This is a genomic window from Glycomyces halotolerans, from assembly GCF_054779575.1.
Genome location: NZ_BAAGXZ010000005.1, coordinates 97,017 through 116,818 on the forward strand (window position 1 = coordinate 97,017; position 19,802 = coordinate 116,818).

Annotated in this window: 19 protein-coding genes; 14 read left to right on the forward strand and 5 right to left on the reverse strand. The window is 69.8% G+C overall.

What is annotated here, in order from left to right:
• Positions 1–41: 41 nt before the first annotated feature.
• On the reverse strand, positions 42–1,712 hold the full coding sequence (locus ACYVL2_RS06625; protein WP_460541472.1) for an N-6 DNA methylase: 1,671 nt from the start codon (positions 1,710–1,712) through the stop codon (positions 42–44).
• A 131-nt stretch (positions 1,713–1,843) separates the two neighbouring features.
• On the opposite strand from ACYVL2_RS06625, the gene ACYVL2_RS06630 reads away from it, so the two are divergent.
• Positions 1,844–2,449: a hypothetical protein gene (locus ACYVL2_RS06630; protein WP_460541474.1), complete on the forward strand. Its 606-nt coding sequence runs from the start codon at positions 1,844–1,846 to the stop codon at positions 2,447–2,449.
• A gap of 88 nt (positions 2,450–2,537) precedes the next feature.
• Here ACYVL2_RS06630 and ACYVL2_RS06635 read toward each other — a convergent pair whose 3' ends face one another.
• Together ACYVL2_RS06635 and ACYVL2_RS06640 are read right to left on the reverse strand one after the other, a co-directional pair.
• Positions 2,538–3,227, reverse strand: coding sequence for a ComEA family DNA-binding protein (locus ACYVL2_RS06635; RefSeq protein ID WP_460541476.1), 690 nt, complete (start codon positions 3,225–3,227; stop codon positions 2,538–2,540).
• Positions 3,228–4,670: a serine/threonine-protein kinase gene (locus tag ACYVL2_RS06640; RefSeq protein WP_460541478.1), complete on the reverse strand. Its 1,443-nt coding sequence runs from the start codon at positions 4,668–4,670 to the stop codon at positions 3,228–3,230. It abuts the gene before it with no gap.
• 266 nt (positions 4,671–4,936) lie between these two features.
• Between ACYVL2_RS06640 and ACYVL2_RS06645 the strand changes: the two genes are divergently transcribed.
• The 5 genes from ACYVL2_RS06645 (at position 4,937) to ACYVL2_RS06665 (ending at position 10,854) form a co-directional block, all read left to right on the forward strand.
• Positions 4,937–5,557, forward strand: coding sequence for a DUF4272 domain-containing protein (locus tag ACYVL2_RS06645; RefSeq protein ID WP_460541479.1), 621 nt, complete (start codon positions 4,937–4,939; stop codon positions 5,555–5,557).
• A gap of 140 nt (positions 5,558–5,697) precedes the next feature.
• Positions 5,698–6,801: an adenosine deaminase family protein gene (locus ACYVL2_RS06650; protein ID WP_460541481.1), complete on the forward strand. Its 1,104-nt coding sequence runs from the start codon at positions 5,698–5,700 to the stop codon at positions 6,799–6,801.
• Positions 6,802–6,810: 9 nt separating this feature from the next.
• The gene (locus ACYVL2_RS06655; RefSeq protein WP_460541483.1) at positions 6,811–8,049 is read left to right on the forward strand and encodes an amidohydrolase family protein; all 1,239 of its coding nucleotides are present in this window, start codon (positions 6,811–6,813) and stop codon (positions 8,047–8,049) included.
• A 685-nt stretch (positions 8,050–8,734) separates the two neighbouring features.
• Positions 8,735–9,373 carry a class I SAM-dependent methyltransferase gene (locus ACYVL2_RS06660; protein ID WP_460541652.1) on the forward strand — a complete coding sequence of 213 codons (639 nt, stop codon included), beginning with the start codon at positions 8,735–8,737 and terminating at the stop codon, positions 9,371–9,373.
• Between the two features lie 80 nt (positions 9,374–9,453).
• Positions 9,454–10,854 (forward strand): ATP-binding protein, encoded by a 1,401-nt coding sequence (locus ACYVL2_RS06665; RefSeq protein ID WP_460541485.1) that lies wholly within the window; start codon positions 9,454–9,456, stop codon positions 10,852–10,854.
• 13 nt (positions 10,855–10,867) lie between these two features.
• On the opposite strand, the gene ACYVL2_RS06670 is transcribed toward ACYVL2_RS06665, so the two are convergent.
• Positions 10,868–11,728, reverse strand: a complete 861-nt coding sequence (locus ACYVL2_RS06670) for a dioxygenase family protein (protein ID WP_460541487.1) — start codon at positions 11,726–11,728, stop codon at positions 10,868–10,870.
• Positions 11,729–11,808: 80 nt separating this feature from the next.
• Between ACYVL2_RS06670 and ACYVL2_RS06675 the strand changes: the two genes are divergently transcribed.
• Entirely contained in the window at positions 11,809–12,267 is a 459-nt protein-coding gene (locus tag ACYVL2_RS06675; RefSeq protein WP_460541489.1) for a MarR family winged helix-turn-helix transcriptional regulator, read from the forward strand.
• Between the two features lie 111 nt (positions 12,268–12,378).
• Here the strand turns inward: ACYVL2_RS06675 and wrbA are convergent, their stop codons facing one another.
• A complete protein-coding gene (wrbA, locus tag ACYVL2_RS06680) occupies positions 12,379–13,008 on the reverse strand; it encodes a flavodoxin family protein (RefSeq protein WP_460541491.1) in 630 nt (209 codons plus the stop codon).
• A 412-nt stretch (positions 13,009–13,420) separates the two neighbouring features.
• Here wrbA and ACYVL2_RS06685 point away from each other — a divergent pair, with 412 nt between their 5' ends.
• From ACYVL2_RS06685 to nuoF, 7 genes are read left to right on the forward strand one after another with little or no spacing between them, the layout of a single operon-like run.
• Positions 13,421–14,740: a geranylgeranyl reductase family protein gene (locus ACYVL2_RS06685; RefSeq protein ID WP_460541493.1), complete on the forward strand. Its 1,320-nt coding sequence runs from the start codon at positions 13,421–13,423 to the stop codon at positions 14,738–14,740.
• 2 nt (positions 14,741–14,742) lie between these two features.
• Positions 14,743–15,102, forward strand: a complete 360-nt coding sequence (locus tag ACYVL2_RS06690; protein ID WP_460541494.1) for an NADH-quinone oxidoreductase subunit A — start codon at positions 14,743–14,745, stop codon at positions 15,100–15,102.
• A gap of 2 nt (positions 15,103–15,104) precedes the next feature.
• Positions 15,105–15,740 carry a NuoB/complex I 20 kDa subunit family protein gene (locus ACYVL2_RS06695; RefSeq protein ID WP_460541496.1) on the forward strand — a complete coding sequence of 212 codons (636 nt, stop codon included), beginning with the start codon at positions 15,105–15,107 and terminating at the stop codon, positions 15,738–15,740.
• Positions 15,737–16,423, forward strand: a complete 687-nt coding sequence (locus tag ACYVL2_RS06700; RefSeq protein ID WP_460541498.1) for a complex I 30 kDa subunit family protein — start codon at positions 15,737–15,739, stop codon at positions 16,421–16,423. The genes ACYVL2_RS06695 and ACYVL2_RS06700 overlap by 4 nt, the downstream gene beginning before the upstream one ends.
• On the forward strand, positions 16,420–17,766 hold the full coding sequence (locus ACYVL2_RS06705) for an NADH-quinone oxidoreductase subunit D (protein ID WP_460541500.1): 1,347 nt from the start codon (positions 16,420–16,422) through the stop codon (positions 17,764–17,766). Before ACYVL2_RS06700 ends, ACYVL2_RS06705 begins: the two co-directional genes overlap by 4 nt.
• Positions 17,763–18,470 carry an NADH-quinone oxidoreductase subunit NuoE gene (nuoE, locus tag ACYVL2_RS06710; protein WP_460541502.1) on the forward strand — a complete coding sequence of 236 codons (708 nt, stop codon included), beginning with the start codon at positions 17,763–17,765 and terminating at the stop codon, positions 18,468–18,470. Before ACYVL2_RS06705 ends, nuoE begins: the two co-directional genes overlap by 4 nt.
• On the forward strand, positions 18,467–19,801 hold the full coding sequence (gene nuoF, locus ACYVL2_RS06715) for an NADH-quinone oxidoreductase subunit NuoF (RefSeq protein ID WP_460541504.1): 1,335 nt from the start codon (positions 18,467–18,469) through the stop codon (positions 19,799–19,801). Before nuoE ends, nuoF begins: the two co-directional genes overlap by 4 nt.
• The last annotated feature ends 1 nt before the right edge of the window (position 19,802 follow it).

The following is a 19,802-nucleotide window of genomic DNA, read 5'->3' on the forward strand; positions in this document are numbered from 1 at the left end:
CGTTTACTTTGGGTCGTGCTGCGTCGGTTCGGTGCGCGGGCTCATTCGTCCACTGTGATGGTGCCGGTGACGAGGCCGCCCGCGGCTTCGTCGGCGAGTGCCGCGGCCTGGTCGCGGGCGTCTTCGAGGCGGTCGCGCAGTTGCAGCAGTGCCGCGTAGGCGCGGCCGCGTCGGCGTTGTTCGTCGAGGCTCAGGCGGGGGACTTTGACGGCGAGGATGCGGCGTTTGGCGCCGGTGGCGGTGCGTTTGGGGGTGGCCGGGAGGCGGGCGGCGAGGGCGGCGGCGAGCCAGGCGGGGTCGAGGGTGTCGTCGCAGGCGATGGTCCATTGTGTATCGGTGGCGGTGTGGAGGGGTCCGAGTCGGACGGCGGGGGCGCCGACGGGGTCGATGGTGACGCCTTCGCCGCTGGCGGGGCCGGGGTTGAGGTCGATGTGGCCGTCGCGTTCGAGGTCGGCGAGGCTGGTTTCGGGTGCGGCGCCGGTGGGGCCGGGGCTGAAGCGGGGCAGCGGGGTGCGGGTGGTGTCGATGAGGCGGCTGAGTCGGTCGGTGGCGCGGGCGAGTTCGTCGGCGCTGGTGTCGGGGGTGGCGAGGTAGACGGCGGGGGAGATGTCGACGTCTTCGTCCCACAGGCGCATGAGGGGGACGGCGGCCGAGTGGGGGCCGGTCAGGTCGGTCTCGGGGTCGGTGTCGAGTTCGTGCCAGGCGTCCGCGAAGTCGTGTCCGGTGGAGACCAGGAGGCGGCTGCTGTCGCTGCGGGGGGTGAGGACCCAGATGTGGGCTTTGGTGTCGGGGTGGTCGACGACGGCGCGCAGGGCGCCCCAGCGGAGGAGTTCGGAGCGGATGCGTCGGCCGGATCGGCGGTGGGCGACCATGGCGGGCATGCGGACGACGGCGACGCCGCCGGGGGCGAGTAGGGCGAGGCAGTGGAGGGCCCAGGCGAGTTCGGGTTCGGTGCGCGGGGGTGTGCCGTAGGCGAGGCGGGGGTCGTCGCCGGCGGGGAGGTGTTCGTGGCCCCAGTCTTTGACGTTGAACGGCGGGTCGCAGACGACGAGGTCGTAGCGGTCGGGCGGGAGCGGGGTGAGGAGCGAGTCGCCGGGTTCGATGTGGACGCGGGCGTCGGGGCGGAGGAGGCGGAGGCGTTGGCGGCAGATGTCGGTTCGGGTGGTGGCGAGGTCGCGGCCGGTGAGCGCGGCGAGGTGGGGGAGGGTGCGGGCGAGGCCGGCGAGGAGGTCGCCGTCGTCGCAGGCGGGGTCGTGGACGGTGAGGGGCCGGTCGGTGGGCGCGCAGGCGGCGGCGGTGTCGGTGAGGGCGGCCAGTCCTGGTGCGGGGCCGGTGCCGGCGGCTTCGCGGGCGCGTTCGATGAAGAACTCGAACAGGTCGGCGCGGTGGTGGTGGAGTTCGTCGAGTCGGGCCTGGAGGTCGGTGTCGTCGCCGGCGAGGGCGGCGGCGATGGCGGCGAGGGCGCGGTCGGGGGTGGTGTGGTCGTTGTGGAGGGTGAACCAGATGCGGTCGGCGGGGGTGAGGTGGAGTTCGCGGCCGTGCTGGGCGGCCCATCGCTCGATGTCGGAGAGTCGGAAGCGGGGACGGCGGGCGCGGTCGTCGACGGGTCGGGGGAAGTCGGGTTCTCTTCTGCGCCAGTTGCTGACGGCGTTGCGGCCGACGCCGGCGAGGCGGGCGAGGTCGGTGAGGGTGATGGTCTCGTCGGCGGTCATGCGGCTCCCCGGTCGGCTTTTATCGAATCGTAACCCACCTCGCGTTGCTGAGGTTTGACACAGCCTACTATGCTCGTGAAGTAAGTTCACAGCAATGATGAAGTGAAAGTGTCAACACGAAAGGTTCTGCCATGAACGTGGAACTCAAGAAGGTCCTCGCCGTCGGCGCGATCGGCCTGTTCGGCCTCACCGGCCTGGCCGCCTGCGGCGGCGAGGCCGACAGCGACTCCTCGGGCGAGGACACCGACGCCGCGGCGGTCGCCGAAGACGAAGGCGCCGAAGAGACCGAGGCGAGCGAGGCCGCCGGCGACGGCACCAGCCCCGACGCGCCCCTCCCCGCCGGCAGCGCCGTCGAGGTCGGCGACTGGACCATCACCGTCACCGACGTCGAACTCGACGCCACGGAGACGATCCTCGCCGAGAACGAGTTCAACGAACCCCCGGCCGACGGCTTCCAGCAGGCGATGTACACCATCGAAGGCACCTACAACGGCGACGAGACCGGCACCCTCTGGCTCGACGTCACCGTCGGCGTCTACGCCGACAACACCTTCTACTCCGAGTGCCTCAACGTCGTCCCCGGCGACCTCATCGACGCCCCCGACGTCTCGGGCGGCGGCAGCGCCTCCGGCGCCTCCTGCGCCGAGATCCCCTCCGACGCCGCCGACGGCGCCCTCGTCTACATCGAGGACCTCTTCTCCCTCGACGGCGACAAGTACTACGTTCAGATCGCCTGACCGGCACGCCGACGTGGGGGCGCGGTCCGGGCGGAACCCGCGCCCCCACCCCCGCCGCCGCATGACAGGGCCCGACCGCGCCGGCCCGTCACGGTATGAACACCACGTACTCCCGCAGGTGGTACTCGAAGCTCGGACTGATGTCGACCACCAGCATCACCTCGCCCAGGCTCGTGAACGGACCCGTCCGCTCCACGCGCTCGCGGATCTGGCGCGCGCTCGCCTCGGTCACCCCCGGCAGGGTCCGCAGCACCCCGGTCGGGGCGTGGTTGACGTCGACCAGGCCGCCGTCGTCGAACCGGCGCGGCACGTCCGGCCGCCCGATGCCGAGCCGCTTGGCCAGCATGGGATCGGCCGCGGCCATCTGACGCGCCTGGTAGCGCAGCTGCCGCGCCCGGTTGACCTCCTCGGCTCCGCTCGGCGGCCCCGGCGAGCGCGCAGCCGTCGGCGCCCACACGGCCGTCCGGATGAGGAACAGGTGCCCCGTGGCCGCGACCGAGGCGACCAGCAGGCACGGCAGTGCGACCGCGTCGGCCCACAGCGGCGCCTGCTCCCCGTAGGTCCCCATGAGAGCGAACGAGACCAGGAACGCGGCGCTGTAGCCGATCAGGCCGAGCAGCGTCGAGGTCGCGCGGTGCTTGGCGAGGGCCACGCCGAACGCGATCGGAGCGCCGAGACCGCAGGTGAGCAGCGGCAGCAGCGCCCACAGCACGGTGCCGACGGTAGCCGCGGGCCGCATCCGGTCGGTCCCGGGGACCGGGGAACCTGGGACGGTCATCTAAAGGGGACTCCCAGCGCTGGGTAGGGGGTTCACCGGCCGGCTCGGGCCCGCCTGGGGCGGAACGGACCAGGCCCGCAGCAGCCGTTCGGCCTCGACCGTATCGGGATCGCCCGGGCCCAGCGCGTCCGCCATGTCCGCGACCAGCGAGGCCAGCGACCGGTACGCCTCGGCTCCTTGGCCGAGTGAGGCCAGCATGTCGACCGCGATGCGGCGGCTGCGCAGTGTGCACCGGTCGCCCTCGCCGAGCAGGTGCCGCTGCCGCTCGATCACGCTGCCGAGACCGGCCAGGGCCGATGCGGTGTTCCCCAGCGCCGCCAGGCACTGCGCGGAGCGGACCTGGCAGTGCAGGGCGCGGGCCGGGTCGGCGGACTCGAAGTCGGCCGCCAGCGCGCGGAAGGCCCGCAGCGCCCCGGCCGCGTCGCCGTGCCGGAAGGTCCGCTCGGCTTCGTCGAGGCGCTCGGCGGTCCGCGGCGGCGATGCGGGGACCGAGTGGGCGCGGGCGGCGGCTTCGCCCGCGACCGACGGCGGCGCGAGGGTCGCGCGGAACACCCAGGTGGGGTCGCCGCAGTCGCGTGCCGGCGTCCCGGACGGGGGGAGGGCGGTGAGGATCGCGGTCAGTTCGAGGTAGACCTCGGCGGCGTCGGCGGGGCGTTCGTCGGGGTCCTTGCGCAGCAGTCGTTCGACCAGTGAGTCGAGTCGGGCCGGCACGTCGGGGCGGAGCCGCCGCACCGGGTCGGGGCGCTCGCTCAAGTGCGCGGTCTGCACCTCGTAGGCGCTGCCGCGGCGGGCGAACAGCCGCTCGCCGGTGGTCGTCTCGAACAGCAGGGCGCCGAGCGCGTACAGGTCGGTGGCCGGTCCGGGGGGCTGGGCCCGGATCTGTTCGGGCGCCATGTAGTTGAGGGTGCCGGGTTTGTCGCCGGTGGCGGTCAGGCGGGAGGCGTCGGTCTCCAGGACCGCCGCGATGCCGAAGTCGACGACTTTGACCAGCCCTTCGAGACCGATGATGATGTTGGCGGGCTTGAGGTCGCGGTGGATCACTTGGCGCGTGTGGGCGGCGGCGAGGATGGAGGCGAGTTGGGCGCCGATGGCGGTGGCCCAGTCGGTCGGCAGCGCCCCGGTCTCGTCGAGCAGGTCTCGCAGGCTGAGTCCGGGCAGGTACTCCATGACCAGGTAGAGTTCGTCGGTGCCGGGTTCGAGTCCGGCGTCGAAGATGGCGGGCACTCCGGGGTGGGAGATCCGGGCGGTGACTTTCGCTTCGCGGCGGAACCGCGCTATGGCATCTTCCCGTTCGGGGCCGTCGAGGAGGTCGGGTTTGACGACTTTCACGGCGACTTCGCGGTCGAGCCGCCGGTCGGTGCCCTGCCACACGCGCCCCATGCCGCCGGCCCCGACGGGCCGGTCGAGTTCGTATCTGTCGGCGATGAGGCGGGAGGTGTTCACCGGACATTTGTACCCGACGGTCGTGGTGCGACCACAGGGGACTCGTGCCGACTCGCGGGTGAAATTCCTGCGTAACCGTTGCATCGCCCCTTTTGTGAGGAGTGGATTTCGGGCAGGGGTCGATTGACTCGGGTGTGTGTCGGACGCTACAGTCATTCGCAACTACCCTTCGCGTTATGTGACCGCCCCGTCAGGTGAACCCCCAGTGGTAGGGAGCCCATATGCCGTCCCTGATCTCGGACCCGCGCAGCGTAAGAGTGCGTACAGTGGACGGTCTCGGTGCCTTGGGCATACCGGCGCCGCCCGAGCAGTTCCCGCTCCCCTTCCCCGGTGGCCAACTGCCCCGGCTGCGGCCCCGAATCCAGATCGAGGCCCGCGCCGCGATCCTCAACATCGTCCAGGCCCGCGTGTTCGACATGCCCGAAGAGCTCGCCATGCGCTGGCTGCTCGACGCCCACGTCCTCGACCAGCTCACCCCCGACGAGTGGGGCTTCATCGCCTGCGGCAGAGGCGAACGCGCCCGCTACGCCGACCAGCTCGAGAGCCTCTACACCGTCTCCTGGCTGCTGGGGCTGGTCGACCACCTCGACCCGGGCACCGCCTGCTCCGAGGAACTGCCCGAGCTGCTGCCCGACCTGCGCCGCCCCGAGACCTTCGCCGACTGGCGGGACCGCCAGCTCACACCCAGCCGCGACGCCGGCGTCGTCGCCGAGATGCTCGACCTCTACTACTGCCTCGACTGGGTCTGCGACCAGGCCCGCCGCGCCGGCCGGCCGCTGCCGCGCGGCATCGACGACAATCTCGTGTGGCACCGGCGCTGGGCCCTCGAATGGGCCGTGGTCTTCGCCGACGAGCGGCCCGTGGAGTGGGACCAGGTCCGTCTCTGACGCCATGACCGTAAGCGGCCCGGGTCTGCAACTCGAAAGACTCCGGGTGTCGACGCGCCGTTTCTGAACCGAGTGGCCTCCGCGATCCGGCGACCGCCTCTGAGGCGGCCACGCGAACGAATGCCACTAACATTCGTGGGATGAATCCGACGCCGCTGACCCGCGACCAGATCCGCTCGGCCCCCAAGGTCGTGCTCCACGAGCACCTCGACGGCGGCCTGCGCCCCGAGACGATCATCGAACTCGCCGACCAGGCCGGACACGCGCTCCCCGCCGACACCCCCGAGGCCCTGGCCGACTGGTTCTTCGCCGCGGCCGACTCCGGCACCCTCGAGCGCTACCTCGAGACCTTCGAGCACACCATCGCCGTCACCCAGACCGCCGAGGCCATGCACCGCATCGCCGCCGAGTCCGCCGAAGACCTCGCCGCCGACGGCGTCGTCTACGCCGAAGTCCGCTACGCCCCCGAACAGCAGCAGCGCGCCGGACTCAGCCTCGAAGCGGTCGTCGAAGCCAGCCTCGCGGGCTTCGAAGCCGGATCCCGCGCCGCCGAAGCGGCCGGACACCCCATCAAGGTCGGACTCATCCTGTGCGGCATGCGCCACGGCGACCGCGTCCGCGAGATCGCCGAACTCGCCGTCCGCTACCGCGACCGCGGCGTGGTCGGCTTCGACATCGCCGGCGGCGAGATCGGCAACCCGCCCGCCCGCCACCTCGACGCCTTCGAACACCTCCGGCGCGAATCGATGCCCTTCACCATCCACGCCGGAGAGTCCTACGGACTGCCCTCCATCTGGCAGGCCGTCCAATGGTGCGGCGCCCAGCGCCTGGGCCACGGCATCCGCCTCACCGAGGACATCGACCTCACCGGAGCCGAACCGAAACTCGGGCCCCTCGCCGCCTACATCCGCGACAGGCGCATCGCCCTGGAGATCTGCCCGTCCTCGAACCTGCAGACCGAAGGCGCCGAATCCATAGAGACCCACCCCATCGGGCCGCTCTACGACCTCGGCTTCCGCGTCACGGTCAACAACGACAACCGGCTCATGAGCCGCACCAGCACCTCCCGCGAATTCCAGCTGCTGTCCGAGACCTTCGGCTGGGGCTGGAACGAGATCCGGCGGTGCACCCTCAACGCCATGAAAGCCGCGTTCCTGCCCTTCCCCGAACGCAACAAGTACATCCAGGACGTCATCCTGCCCGCCTACCAGGCGCTGCAGGCCGCTGACGCCGACGCTGAGTAAGCTCGGGCCATGCACATCTACACCGCCCCCGTAGTGGTCACCATAGCGGGAGAACCGGTACGCGACGGCGCGGTCGGGGTCGAGGACGGGCGCATCGCCTACGTCGGCCCCGCCGCCGACGCCCCCGACGCGGCCGAGACCACCGCCTTCAGCGGCGTCATGACCCCCGGCCTGGTCAACGCCCACACCCACCTGTGCTACACCGGCTTCGCCGACATGCACGACAACGAGAAGGAATTCTTCGAATGGATCCAGGAATTCCCACGCCGCAACCCCGACACCACTGACCAGGAGTGGAAGGCCCACACCCGAGCCGGCATCGAGCAGTCCCTCGCCCACGGCGTCACCGCCGTCGCCGACGTCGTCACCCCCTCAGCCGCCTTCGAGCCGCTCCTCGCCTCAGACCTCGCCGGCGTCGCCTACTGGGAGGCCTGCTTCATCGACGACGCCTCCTGGGAGGAACGCCGCAACGCCTGGCGCGAAGTCGTCACCGACTCCCGCGCGATCAACAACTCCGACCTCGCCATCGGCATCAGCCCCCACACCCTCTACTCCCTCGGCACCGGCGTCGCCAAGAGCCTCGCCGAACTCGCCCGCACCCTCGACCTCCGCCTCCACCCGCACCTGGCCGAGACCACCCACGAGGACATGTTCGTCCGCCGCGGCGCCGGGCCGTTCGCGTTCATGAACCGCCGCATCGGACTCGACCTCGAACTCGCCCAAGGCGGCTGCGGCCGCTCCCCGGCCCAGCAGATGGCCAAAGTGAACTGGCTCGGACCGAACTCCCACGTCGCCCACGGCGTCCACCTCGACGAAGCCGACCGCGCGCTCCTGCGCGAACAAGGCACCGCCGTGGCCCTCTGTGCCCGCTCCAATGCCCGGCTCGACACCGGCGAAGCGCCCGTCGCCGCCCACCGGCGCGAAGGCAACCCCGTCGCCATCGGCACCGACTCGCGCGCCTCCGCCCCCGACCTCGACGTCGCCGCCGAATGGCCGCTGCTGCGCAAAATGGCGCTCGCCCAAGGCGACGACGGCGACGGCCTCAACGAATGGCTCGTCCGCGCCGCCACCGAAGGCGGCGCCAAAGCCCTCGGCCGCAGCGATATCGGCGCCATCACCGTCGGCGCCCGCGCCGACCTGGCCGTGTTCGACGTCGACACCGACGCCAATCCGTACGCCGCGCTCGTCTCCGAAGCCGCCGGCCACTGCAAGGCCACCGTCGTGAAAGGCCGACTGATCACTCCATAACGGTTCGGTCACGGTGCTTGCGCCCCGGGCGACGCGTCCGGGAAGCTGTGAACGCCCCAGAGCTTGACTCGGTCGGGGGACCGCGAGCGATCCCCCTTATCCCCTGGAGAAGGCGGGGCGCGCGTCGGTGTGTGCACGCGCGCCCCGCCATCAGGGTCCGAATCGGACACCGCCGGACGGAACGGCGGAACCGGCCTTCCGAACAACGTAATGTGACAGCGCACACGCGCTAGTTATCGCTTGGGTTACGTGCGATAACGGTTCGGTTTCATAGATCGACATCACAACCTGTCATGCGTCAGGGTGGTCGATGTAGCGCACGCCGCATTCGCGGGGCCCCCACGGCCCGCCGAACGAGGCGGGCGTCCGGTCCGGCAGACGGCGCACGGGAGGAGAGGCGACCATGACGACCATCCGAACACCGGCGCCTCGCTTTGCCTCCCAAGCCCGCCCGTCGCGAGAAGCTTCATTGCCGGGCGAACACGCGGCCTTCCTTACCTACCCGCACCCTCAGGCCCGCATGTGACGCGGGTCCAGCTCGCGCGCCCGCTAACCCCTTGATCCGCCGGGGCCCACTCCCCCCAGGGCTCCGGCGGATTTCCCTATCCCGGTGTGCGAGGCTGAGCGGGTGAGCCAGCCGAACCAGCCGAACACCCCGCGTAAGGAACCCGGTCGCATCGCCGCGATGTTCGACCGCGTCGCCCCGCGCTACGACCGCACCAACACCGTCATGGTCGCCGGTCAGGACAGGCGCTGGCGCCGCGCGACCCGCGAGGCCCTCAGCCTCCAACCCGGCGAGCGCTGCCTCGACCTCGGCGCCGGCACCGGCGTGTCCACCGTCGAGCTGGCCAAATCCGGCGCCGACGTCATCGGCGCCGACCTGTCGCTGGGGATGCTGCGCGAACACGCCGACCGCCAAGTCCCGCTCGTGGCCGCCGACGCGCTCCACCTGCCGTTCGACGACGGCTCCTTCAACGCCGTCACCGGCTCGTTCTTCATCCGCAACGTCGCCGACCTCGACGCCTGCCTGGCCGAGATCCTCCGCGTCCTCCAACCCGGCGGCCGGCTCGTCATCTGCGAGGTCTCCCACCCCACCTGGCGGCCCTACCGAGCCGCCCACGGCGCCTTCGTCAAACACGTGCTGCCCCGCGTGGCCGCCCGCGTCGGCTCCGACCCCGAGGCCTACCGCTACCTGTCCGAATCGGTCATGGACTGGCCCGACCAGGCCGGCTTCGCCGACCGGATCGTCGCCGCCGGCTTCCGCAAAGTCGCCTGGCGCAACCTCGCCGGCGGTGCCGTCGCCCTGCACCGCGGCTTCAAATAGCGAACCGAATATTGTCCGGACACGGATAATCCTGCGCAGGATTATCCGTGTCCGGACAATGATTGGGGTATGATCCGGTGATGGCATTCCTGAACCGCGCCTCCGAGCTGGAACTGCTGCGATCGCGTTTGAACAGCGACAACGCCGACCTGCTCGTGGTCTACGGTCGTCGCCGGGTCGGCAAGACCGAGCTCCTCACGCGTCTCGCCAAGGGGCGCCGGGCGCTCTACTACGAGGCATCGCCGACCGCGCCGATGGATCAGCTGCGGGCACTGAGCAGGCAGATGGCCGTCGCCACCGGCGACGAAGGCTTCGCCGACCGCCCTTTCACCGACTGGGACCAGGTCCTCCGGGCGATCGGGGACTTCGCCCGCTCCCAACCCTCGCTCGTGGTATTCGACGAATTCCAGTTCCTCGCCCGACAACACCGGGGCCTGGAGGGGCGGATCAACGTCTGGTGGCGTGAAACCGCCAGGCACCTGCCCATCACCTTCGTCGTCGCCGGAAGCGAAGTCTCGTTCTTCGAGGAAGAGGTCCTGGCGGGGACCATGTACGGCCGGCGGACAGGGCAGCTGAAGGTCCTGCCCTTCCTGGCCAGAGATGCCGCGGTCTTCCATCCGGGGTATTCGCCCGACGACCGGGTCCGAGCATTCTCCGTCTGCGGCGGCATTCCCTACTACCTGGAGCGGTTCGACGACACCGCACCGATCGCCGAGCACCTCCTGCACGAGGTCGTCAGCCCCACCGGTCTCCTCCATGACGAGGCCGAGTTGATGCTGCGGCAGTCGATCGCGAACCCGGGCAACCACATGGCCGTGCTCACGGCGATCGCCTCCGGGCACCACCGCAACACCACCATCGCAGACCGGACCGGTCTCGAACCGCCGCAGGTGCTCAAGACCCTGCAAGTGCTCGAGCGACTCGGCCTGGTGGAGCAGCTGCGGCCGGTCACCGCGCCCGTGAGGAGCAAGAAGACCGCCTACCGCATCGCCGACCCGTTCCTCCGATTCCACTTCAGGTTCATCGAGGGCGACCGGTCACAGACCCGAACCGCATCCCTGGCGAGAACCCATGTGAACGAGAGGGTGCTGCCGCAGTTGGACCATTTCGTCTCCGAGGCTTGGGAGGAAGTCTGCCGGGAGCACGTGCAGTTCAATGCCCACGGCATATCGAGGGTCGGCAGATGGTGGGGCAACGTGCCGACCGGCGAGGGACGTCGCACCGAAGTGCGCGAGATCGACATCGTGGGCGTCGACCATGATCAGCGAGCTGTCGTCGTCGGCATGTGCAAGTGGACATCAAGGCGAGTCGACTTCGACGAGCTCAATCTCATGGACCGGCTGACCCCGCACATTGATCGGGTGGCCGACCGGCCCCTGCGCTACCTGTGCTCCCTAGCCGGGTTCACCGACCGCCTGCGCAGGCACGCGAATGACGACGAGCGGCTGGTCCTGCTCGAACCGGCCGACATCTACGCTTGAGTCGTCCGCGCCGTCAGGCGAGCTGGAACGACCGCCGGGCCATACCGAACCAGTAGCCGTCGATGACCGTCTCGGCCGGCTGCTCGGCCGCCGAGGCCGCCCCGTAGGTCACGAACAGCGGGATGTAGTGGTCCACCGTCGGATGCGCGTACGGCATCCCCGGGGCCTGCGAGCGGTAGCGGGCGAGGGTCTCCACATCGCCCCGCTCGAGCGCCTCGGCCGCCCACAGGTCGAAGTCCGACGACCAGGCAGGCACGTGCTCGGGACGGGTGAAGTCCACGAACGGCAGCCCGTGCGTCATGAAGCCCGAGCCGATCACCAGGTACCCCTCCTCCCGCAGCGGCCGCAACCGCGCGCCGATCGCCATCAAGCGGTCGGGGTCGTGCGTCGGGATCGACAACTGCAGCACCGGGACGTCGGCGTCGGGGTACATCACCTTGAGCGGCACCCACGCGCCGTGGTCGAGCCCGCGCGAGGCGTGCCGGTGGATCGGCTCGTCGTCGGGCATGGCCGAGGCCACCCGATCGGCCATCGCGGTCGCGTCCGGGGTCTCGTAGCGCATCGAGTAGTAGCGGGCCGCGAAGCCGCCGAAGTCGTACACCAGCGGCGTGGCCGGCGCGCTAGCCGACAGCATGAGCGGCGCCGACTCCCAGTGGGCCGAGACGATGAGGATTCCGCGCGGCCTCGGCAGGCGCTGGGCCCAGGCGAAGAGCCGGTCGATCCACTCCGGCTCGTCGAACAGCGGCGGAGCGCCGTGGCTGAGGTAGAGCGCCGGCAGCGGGTCGTCGCCGGGAGTCCAGTCGGACCGCTCGGCGGTGCGCGGCGCGGTGGTCTCGAGGAAGGCGTCGAACGCCCCTCCCGGCACTGTGGACATGGCCACTCCCGTTAGTTGAAGGTTCAATTATTCTGGCTCGGAATCGCCACGGCCGCAACCAGCGAAGTTAAGCTGGTGCAATGAGTGATGAGGCACCCTGGCTGGACGAGGGCGAGATGGCGACCTGGCTGGCGCTCATCGGCCTGGTCATGCGGTTGCCGGCTGCGCTCGACGACCAGCTGCGACGGGACTCGGGGCTCAGCCACTTCGAGTACGGCGTCCTGGCCGCCCTGGAGCGAGCCGAAGATCACACCATGCGGATGAGCGACCTGGCCTACCTGTGCAACGGCTCGCTCTCGCGGCTCTCCCACGTGGCCCGGCGGCTCGAGGAGGCCGGTCTCATCGAGCGCTTCGCCTGCCCCACCGACGGGCGCAGCACCCTCGCCAAGCTCACCGCCGGCGGCCGCGACCGCCTCGCCGAGGCCGCACCCGGGCACGTGCGGCTGGTTCGCGAGGTGGTCTTCGACGAACTCGACGACACCGAGGTCGCCCAACTCGGCGCGATCGCCAAGCGCCTGGTCGAGCGCCTCAAGTCCTGAGGCGAACCGACCTGAAACGAACCGGCCTGAAACGAACCGGCCCGGCAGATCCTATAGGATATTTCCTATATCCTATAGGATCTGCCGGGCCGGAGTTCGTACGGAGCGCGCTCAGGCGACCGTGGCGGCGCGGCCGGCCTTCAGGGCCTCGGCCGTGGCCACCACGCGCTCGGTCTGCGCGGTCGCGGCGGTGAGGGTGACCTCGTCGATCGGCCCGTCGCCGAAGTGCGCCACCCCGTACGGGGAGGCGTTGGCGAACAGGGCCTCGTTCGCGTAGCCGGGGGCCACGACGATGCCGCCGAAGTGGTGGAACGAGTTGTAGAGCGCCAGCAGCGTCGACTCGTTGCCGCCGTGCTTGCCGGAGGTGGCGGTGAAGCCCGAGTAGACCTTGTCGGCCAGCAGCCCCTGGAACCACAGCGGGCCGAGGGTGTCGATGAACTGCTTGAGCTGCGAGGCGATGTTGCCGTAGCGGGTCGGCGAGCCCATCAGGACCGCGTCGGCCCACACGATGTCGTCGCCCGTGGCCACCTCGATGTCGGCGGTGTCCTCGACGTTGGCCGCCCAGGCCGGGTTGGCGTCGATCGCCTCGCGCGGGGCCAGCTCGGCGGCGCGGCGCAGCCGCACCTCGGCGCCGGCCTTCTCGGCGGCCTCGGCGATCTGCCGGGCGAGCTTGGTGACATTGCCGGTGGCCGAGTAGTAGACGACCGCGACCTTGACCGGTTCGACAGCGTTGATTGCCATGTCAGTACCTCAGTTACCTGTATCGGGACGGCGGCCCGAGCCGCCGCGGACTACGGGTTGGTTCAGATTTGAACTATGTCGCCTCGACACTAACCCGGCTCTCGAGAAAGTTCAAATTTGAACCAATGTGGTCCTCGCCACCGTCCTGTAGCGCTCCCACGGCGATGCGAGAGTGCTTCGTTCATGCTCGTGTGGCGTGGTCTGACCAATGTCGCTTTCATCACCGCCCCGAGGCGGTGACGCCCATCGCCGGCAAATCGGCGCCACCGGTGACATAGGCATACAGCAGTACTAGGTGTGACCTCCTGTAACGCTAAGTTAGGCAGGCCTAAGTGACAGGCGGGGGATATCGGAGTTCTAGACTGCTCCCGAAGCGCTTGTGAAGAGCTTCACAAGCACGTGGCTCGTAAGTATGATCACTGCCTCGACGCCTGAGAGGACGCCTGTGACCACGCATCCGACGCCCGACGCCGACGTCATCGTCGTCGGCGCGGGACCCGGTGGTTCAGCCGCGGCCTACCACCTCGCCAGCCGCGGCCTGGACGTGCTGCTGCTGGAGAAGACCGCCTTCCCCCGCGAGAAGGTCTGCGGCGACGGCCTCACCCCCCGAGCCGTGGCCGGACTGCTCAAGATGGGCGTCGACACCTCCCCCGAAGCCGGCTGGACCCGCAACCGCGGACTGCGCGTGGTCGCCGACGAGACCGTCCTCGAACTCGACTGGCCCACCCTCCAGCGCTTCCCGGACTACGGGCTCACCCGCACCAGGGCCGACTTCGACCAGCTCCTGGCCGAGCGCGCCGTCGCAGCCGGCGCCGCCCTCGAGACCGGCGTCCAGGTCACCGCCCCCGAATTCGACCTCGCCGGCAGAGTCCGCGGCGTCACCGCCACCCGCGAGGGCGCCACCGTCAGCTACCGCGCCCCCCTCGTCATCGCCGCCGACGGCGTCTCGGGGCGACTGGCGCTGTCACTGGGCATCAAACGCGACCCGTCCCGCCCCATGGGCGTGGCCGTCCGCCAGTACTACAAGTCGCCGCTCAAGCACGACGACGACTACCTCGAATCGTGGCTGGCCCTGCGCACCGCCGACCAGCCCGACGTCCTCCAGCCCGGCTACGGCTGGATCTTCGGCCTCGGCGACGGCCGCGTCAACGTCGGACTCGGCGTCCTCAACTCCTCGGCCGGCTACGGCAAGACCAACTACCGAGCCCTGCTGCGCGACTGGCTCGCGGCCACCCCCGAAGCGTGGGGCCTGCGCGACGAATCCGCCGCCGACGGCCCCGTCCGCGGCGCCGCGCTCCCCATGGGATTCAACCGCGTCCCGCACTACAGCCGCGGCCTGATGCTCGTGGGCGACTCCGGCGGCATGGTCAACCCCTTCAACGGCGAAGGCATCGCCTACGCCATCGAATCGGCCGAGATCGCGGCCCGCACCGCCGCCGCGGCGCTGCGCCGACCCAGCAGCCCGGCCCGCGAGGCCGAACTGCGCCGCTACCCCGAACGCATGGCCGCCCACCTCGGCTCCTACTACCGCATGGGCGAGGTGTTCGTCCACCTCATCGGACGCCCCGACGTCATGAGACTGTGCACCCGATACGGGCTCAAGAGCCCCGCGCTCATGCGCATCGTGCTGAAACTGCTGGCGAACCTCACCGACACGCCCGGCGGCGACCTCGCCGACCGAGTCGTCAACGGACTGCGGTACGCCACGCCCGCAACCGGAAGGAGGTCCTGACGATGGAAGTCTACGTACCGGTCGTCATCATGTTCGCGATCGGACTCGGATTCGCGATCGTCTCGGTCGTCGCCTCGCGCATCGCAGGCCCCATGAGGCGCAACCGCGCGAAGTCCGACCCCTACGAATGCGGCATCGAACCCGCCCCCACCAGCGCCGGCGCGACCAAGTTCCCGGTGAAGTTCTACCTGACGGCGATGCTGTTCATCGTCTTCGACATCGAGATCATCTTCCTGGTGCCGTGGGCGGTCCACCACGACGTGCTCGGCATCTTCGGATTCTGGGCCGTCGTCATGTTCATCGGAGCGCTGTTCGTGGCCTACGCCTACGAGTGGCGCCGCGGCGGATTGGACTGGGATTAGCGATGGGAATCGAAGAGAAACTCCCCCAGGGGATCATCCTGACCTCCGTCGAGGCCCTGGTGAACTGGACCAGGAAGGCCTCGATGTGGCCGGCCACGTTCGGCCTGGCCTGCTGCGCCATCGAGATGATGTCCACCGGCGCGGCCCGCTACGACACCGGCCGGTTCGGCATGGAGGTCTTCCGCGCCAGCCCTCGCCAGGCCGACCTCATGATCGTCGCCGGACGCGTCAGCCAGAAGATGGCCCCCGTCCTGCGCCAGATCTACGACCAGATGGCCGAACCGAAATGGGTCCTGTCGATGGGCGTGTGCGCCACCAGCGGCGGCATGTTCAACAACTACGCCATCGTCCAGGGCGTCGACCACGTCGTACCGGTCGACATGTACCTGCCCGGCTGCCCGCCCCGCCCCGAGATGCTCCTCGACTCGATCCTCAAACTCCACGAGAAAGTCCAGCACGAACCGCTCGGCGAACAGCGCCGCCAGGCCCTCAAGGACCGGCCCGAGCCGCTCCTCAAACCCGGCGAGATGCCCTCCTCCTACCGCTTCGACAAGCAGCGCAAGCGCGAGTGGATCGAAGCGGCCGAGGCCGGCGAGGCCGAGCAGCTGCGCATCAGGAAGGCGGTGGCCAAGCGATGAGCGACGGCGAAGTCGAACCCGCACGCGGCGAAGTCCAGCCCGTCGGCCAGGAGGCCAAGGGACTGTTCGGCGTCAGCGACACCGGCGACACCTCCGGATTCGGCGGCCTGGTCCGCCGCGACCCGACCGCCGCCCCGGTCGTCTCCACCCCCGAACCGCTCGGCGGCTACTTCGACGAGGTCGTCGCCGCCCTCCACGACGGACTCGGCGACGACATCACCCGCGGCGTCGTCGTCGACCGGGGCGAGCTGACCATCCACATCGCCCCCGACCGCACCGCCGACGTCTGCGCCCACATGCGCGACGACGAGAGCCTCCGGTTCGAACTGTGCAACTCCGTCTCCGGAGTCGACTACCCCGCGCAGGCCAGCCGCCTCCACGTCGTCTACCACCTCACCTCCATGACCTACCGGCGCCGCGTCCGCCTCGAGACCGCCGTGTCCGCCGACAGCCCCGTCGTCACCAGCGTCACCGCGGTGTACCCGACCGCCGACTGGCAGGAACGGGAGGTCTACGACATGTTCGGCGTCGTCTTCGAAGGCCACCCGCACCTGACCCGCATCCTCATGCCCGACGACTGGGAGGGCCACCCCCAGCGCAAGGACTACCCGCTGGGCGGCATCCCGGTCGAATACAAGGGCGCGCACATCCCGCCGCCCGACGAGAGGAGGGCCTACAAGTGACCGCCACCGACCACACCGCCGAGGAAGCCTTCGACGCCTTCGCCCCCGAACGCGAGACCACCGAAGGCCGCGTCTACACCGTCACCGGCGGCGACTGGGACGAACTCGTCGCCGCCTTCGACCCGGTCAACGACGAACGCCTCATCGTCAACCTCGGCCCCCAGCACCCGTCCACGCACGGCGTGCTCCGCCTGGTCTGCGAGATGGAAGGCGAGACCGTCCGCTCGGTCAGGCCCGTCATCGGCTACCTCCACACCGGCATCGAGAAGAACCTCGAATACCGCACCTGGACCCAGGGCTGCACCTTCGTCACCCGCGCCGACTACCTCGCCCCGATCTTCAACGAGACCGGCTACTGCCTCGCGGTCGAGAAACTCCTCGGCATCACCGTGCCCCGCCGCGCCGACGTCATCCGCGTCATCATGATGGAGCTCAACCGCATCGCCTCCCACCTGGTCGCCCTCGCGACCACCGGCATGGAGCTCGGCGCCCTGTCGATGATGATCTACGGCTTCCGCGACCGCGAGAAAGTCCTCGACATCTTCGAGGCCATCTCCGGACTGCGCATGAACATGGCCTACGTCCGCCCCGGCGGCGTCGCCCAAGACCTCCCCGACGACGCGATCGAAATGATCCGCGACTTCGTCGAATACATGCCGAAAGGACTCGACGACTACGAGGGCCTGCTCACCGGCAACGCGATCTGGCAGGAACGCACCCAAGGCGTCGCCTACCTCGACGTCTCCGGCTGCCTCGCCCTCGGCGTCACCGGACCGGTCCTGCGCTCCGCCGGCCTCGGCTGGGACCTGCGCAAGACCATGCCCTACTGCGGCTACGAGGAATACGACTTCGACGTGCCCACCCACAACGGCGCCGACGCCTGGGCCCGCTACCTCGTCCGCCTCGAAGAGGTCCGCCAGAGCCTGCGCATCATCGCCCAGGGCCTCGACAAACTCGAGCCCGGACCGGTCATGGTCGAGGACAAGAAGATCGCCTGGCCCGCCCAGCTCGCCCTCGGCGCCGACGGCATGGGCAACAGCCTCAACCACATCCGGCACATCATGAGCCAGTCGATGGAAGCGCTCATCCACCACTTCAAGCTCGTCACCGAAGGCTTCCGAGTCCCGGCCGGGCAGGTCTACACGGCCATCGAGGCCCCACGCGGCGAACTGGGCATCCACGCCGTCTCCGACGGCGGCACCCGGCCGTTCCGCGTCCACATGCGGGACCCGTCCTTCGTCAACCTCCAGGCGCTCCCGGCCCTCGCCGAGGGCGGCCTGCTGGCCGACGTCATCGCGGGCGGCGCCTCGCTCGACCCCGTCATGGGAGGTTGCGACCGATGAGTTACCCCGAGCAGATCCGCGACCAGGCCGAGGCCATCGTCGCCCGCTACCCCGAAGGCCGCTCCCGCTCGGCCCTGCTGCCGCTGCTGCACCTCGTGCAGTCGCACGACGGCTACATCTCCGAGGACGGCATCGCCTTCTGCGCCGACGTCCTGGGCATCACCAAAGCCCAAGTGCAGGCCGTCTCGACCTTCTACACCATGTACAAGCGCGAACCGGCCGGCGACTGGCTCGTCAGCGCCTGCACCAACACCCTCTGCCACGCCAAAGGCGGCCAGCGGATCTTCGAGGCACTCGAAGACGAACTCGACGTCGGCCACGACCAGACCACCGCCGACGGCAAGGTCACCCTCGAACACGCCGAATGCCTGGCCGCCTGCGACTACGCCCCCGTCGTCACCGTCAACTACGAGTTCTTCGACGAGATGGACGAGACCGGCGCGATCGACCTGGTCCGACAGCTCAAAGAAGGCAAACGGCCCATCCCCAGCCGCGGCGCGCCCCTGTGCACGCTCCGCGAGATCTCGGTCCAGCTGGCCGGGTTCGACGACGAACGCGAAGCCGCCCTCGAAGGCAACGCCCAAGGCGAGGCCACCCTCGCCGGCGCCAAGCTCGCGGCCCAGGCCGGCATCACCGCGCCCCAGTTCGACCCCGACACCTCGCTGGCGCCCGCGCCTCCGAAGGACAAAGAGGAAGCGAAGTGAGTCGAGTAACCGTGCCTGGTCCCAGACAACCCCGCGAAGACGTCCTCAGCAAGCTCACGCCCGTGGTCACCAAGCGCTGGCTGTCGCCGGGGGCGTGGAAGCTCGACGTCTACGAGCAGCTCGACGGCTACAAGGCGCTGCGCAAGGCCCTGCGGTACAGCCCGGCCGACCTCATCGCCTTCATGAAGGAGTCGGGGCACCGCGGCCGCGGCGGCGCCGGCTTCCCCGTCGGCATGAAATGGCAGTTCGTGCCCGACGACGGCAACGAGCACTACCTGGTGGTCAACGCCGACGAGGGCGAGCCGGGCACCTGCAAGGACCTGCCGCTGATGATGAACGACCCGCACTCGGTCATCGAGGGCGTCGTCATCTCCTCCTACGCCATCAAGGCCAGCCGCGCGTACGTGTACGTGCGCGGCGAAGCCGTCCACGCCGCCCGCCGCCTGCGCCAGGCCGTCCGCGAAGCCGAAGCGGCCGGCTACCTCGGCAAGGACATCCTCGGCTCCGGCTTCGACCTCGAAGTGGTCATCCACTCCGGCGCCGGGGCCTACATCTGCGGCGAGGAGACGGCCCTGCTCGACTCCCTCGAAGGCATGCGGGGCCAGCCTCGGCTGCGGCCCCCGTTCCCGGCGACCCACGGGCTCTACCAGAAGCCGACGTGCATCAACAACGTCGGCACGATCGCCGCGGTCCCGCACATCGTCCTCGGCGGCGCCGAGTGGTGGAAGTCGCTCGGCGGCGAGAACGCCGCCGGGACGATGATCTACTCGCTCTCGGGCCGGGTCAACCGCCCCGGCCAGTACGAGTGCGGCCTCGGCACCACCCTGCGGGAGCTGATCGAGCTCGCCGGCGGCATGGCCGACGGCCACGAACTCAAATTCTTCACCCCCGGCGGGTCGTCGACGCCGATGCTCACCGCCGAGCACGCCGACGTGCCGCTCGACTTCGACAGCGTCGCCAAGGCCGGATCGATCCTCGGCACCACCGCGCTCATGGTCTTCTCCGACCAGGACTGCCCGGTCCTGGCGTGCTGGCGGTGGATCAAGTTCTACGCCCACGAATCGTGCGGCAAGTGCACCCCCTGCCGGGAAGGCAACTACTGGATGGTCCGCGTCTACGAGCGGATCCTCTCCGGGCGAGGGGAGATGTCCGACCTCAAGGTCCTCGAAGACGCCTGCAGGAACCTGCTGGGCCGGTCCTTCTGCGGTCTCGGCGACGGCGCCACCTCCTGCGTCACCTCCAGCCTGAAGTACTTCAGGCAGGACTACCTCGACTACATCGAGGGCACCAAGGCACCCCTGTTCGACGCCGAGAAGATCGGAGCGCACTGAG

Excerpts from the sequence above, each read along its gene's own strand:
- ACYVL2_RS06625 (WP_460541472.1), bottom strand. The coding sequence starts at position 1,712 with ATGACCGCCGACGAGACCATCACCCTCACCGACCTCGCCCGCCTCGCC.
- ACYVL2_RS06630 (WP_460541474.1), top strand. The coding sequence starts at position 1,844 with ATGAACGTGGAACTCAAGAAGGTCCTCGCCGTCGGCGCGATCGGCCTG.
- ACYVL2_RS06635 (WP_460541476.1), bottom strand. The coding sequence starts at position 3,227 with ATGACCGTCCCAGGTTCCCCGGTCCCCGGGACCGACCGGATGCGGCCC.
- ACYVL2_RS06650 (WP_460541481.1), top strand. The coding sequence starts at position 5,698 with ATGAATCCGACGCCGCTGACCCGCGACCAGATCCGCTCGGCCCCCAAG.
- ACYVL2_RS06655 (WP_460541483.1), top strand. The coding sequence starts at position 6,811 with ATGCACATCTACACCGCCCCCGTAGTGGTCACCATAGCGGGAGAACCG.
- ACYVL2_RS06660 (WP_460541652.1), top strand. The coding sequence starts at position 8,735 with ATGTTCGACCGCGTCGCCCCGCGCTACGACCGCACCAACACCGTCATG.
- ACYVL2_RS06665 (WP_460541485.1), top strand. The coding sequence starts at position 9,454 with ATGGCATTCCTGAACCGCGCCTCCGAGCTGGAACTGCTGCGATCGCGT.
- ACYVL2_RS06670 (WP_460541487.1), bottom strand. The coding sequence starts at position 11,728 with ATGTCCACAGTGCCGGGAGGGGCGTTCGACGCCTTCCTCGAGACCACC.
- ACYVL2_RS06675 (WP_460541489.1), top strand. The coding sequence starts at position 11,809 with ATGAGTGATGAGGCACCCTGGCTGGACGAGGGCGAGATGGCGACCTGG.
- wrbA (WP_460541491.1), bottom strand. The coding sequence starts at position 13,008 with ATGGCAATCAACGCTGTCGAACCGGTCAAGGTCGCGGTCGTCTACTAC.
- ACYVL2_RS06685 (WP_460541493.1), top strand. The coding sequence starts at position 13,421 with ATGATCACTGCCTCGACGCCTGAGAGGACGCCTGTGACCACGCATCCG.
- ACYVL2_RS06690 (WP_460541494.1), top strand. The coding sequence starts at position 14,743 with ATGGAAGTCTACGTACCGGTCGTCATCATGTTCGCGATCGGACTCGGA.
- ACYVL2_RS06695 (WP_460541496.1), top strand. The coding sequence starts at position 15,105 with ATGGGAATCGAAGAGAAACTCCCCCAGGGGATCATCCTGACCTCCGTC.
- ACYVL2_RS06700 (WP_460541498.1), top strand. The coding sequence starts at position 15,737 with ATGAGCGACGGCGAAGTCGAACCCGCACGCGGCGAAGTCCAGCCCGTC.
- nuoE (WP_460541502.1), top strand. The coding sequence starts at position 17,763 with ATGAGTTACCCCGAGCAGATCCGCGACCAGGCCGAGGCCATCGTCGCC.